Genomic DNA, 1,422 nt, shown 5'->3' on the forward strand with positions numbered 1-1,422 from the left:
GAGGTCATTGCTATTGGAGTCCGATTTAGCCATGCTAGTTGCACGGGTGAGACCCGTAGCAGATAGCTCAGTAACACGTGGCCAAACTACCCTCTGGATACGGACAACCTCGGGAAACTGAGGCTAATCCGTAATACGATTCCCAGCCTGGAGTGGCGGGAATCCGAAAGGCTTCGGCGCCAGAGGATGTGGCTGCGGCCGATTAGGTAGACGGTGGGGTAACGGCCCACCGTGCCGATAATCGGTACGGGTTGTGAGAGCAAGAGCCCGGAGACGGTATCTGAGACAAGATACCGGGCCCTACGGGGCGCAGCAGGCGCGAAACCTTTACACTGCACGCGAGTGCGATAAGGGGACTCCAAGTGCGAGGGCATATAGTCCTCGCTTTTCTCGACCGTAAGAAGGTCGAGGAACAAGTGCTGGGCAAGACCGGTGCCAGCCGCCGCGGTAATACCGGCAGCACGAGTGATGACCGCTATTATTGGGCCTAAAGCGTCCGTAGCTGGCCATGCAAGTCCATCGGGAAATCCGCGCGCTCAACGCGCGGGCGTCCGGTGGAAACTGCATGGCTTGGGACCGGAAGACCTGAGGGGTACGTCTGGGGTAGGAGTGAAATCCCGTAATCCTGGACGGACCACCGGTGGCGAAAGCGCCTCAGGAAGACGGATCCGACGGTGAGGGACGAAAGCTCGGGTCACGAACCGGATTAGATACCCGGGTAGTCCGAGCTGTAAACGATGTCTGCTAGGTGTGCCACAGGCTACGAGCCTGTGGTGTGCCGTAGGGAAGCCGTGAAGCAGACCGCCTGGGAAGTACGTCCGCAAGGATGAAACTTAAAGGAATTGGCGGGGGAGCACTACAACCGGAGGAGCCTGCGGTTTAATTGGACTCAACGCCGGACATCTCACCAGCATCGACAGTAGCAATGAAGGTCAGTGTGATGAGCTTACTGGAGCTACTGAGAGGAGGTGCATGGCCGCCGTCAGCTCGTACCGTGAGGCGTCCTGTTAAGTCAGGCAACGAGCGAGACCCGCACTCCTAATTGCCAGCAGTACCCTTGTGGTAGCTGGGTACATTAGGAGGACTGCCAGTGCCAAACTGGAGGAAGGAACGGGCAACGGTAGGTCAGTATGCCCCGAATGTGCTGGGCGACACGCGGGCTACAATGGCCGAGACAGTGGGATGCAACCCCGAAAGGGGACGCTAATCTCCGAAACTCGGTCGTAGTTCGGATTGCAGGCTGAAACTCGCCTGCATGAAGCTGGATTCGGTAGTAATCGCGCCTCAGAAGGGCGCGGTGAATACGTCCCTGCTCCTTGCACACACCGCCCGTCAAAGCACCCGAGTGGGGTCCGGATGAGGCCACCGTCCGGTGGTCGAATCTGGGCTCCGCAAGGGGGCTTAAGTCGTAACAAGGTAACC

General features: G+C 58.6%; 1 rRNA gene. It reads left to right on the plus strand.

The window, feature by feature from the left end:
- A 16S ribosomal RNA gene (locus RBH26_RS21330) occupies window positions 1–1,422 on the plus strand; the annotation flags it as partial.

It is taken from the genome of Natronolimnohabitans sp. A-GB9 (genome assembly GCF_030848565.1).
Classification (GTDB): domain Archaea; phylum Halobacteriota; class Halobacteria; order Halobacteriales; family Natrialbaceae; genus Natronolimnohabitans.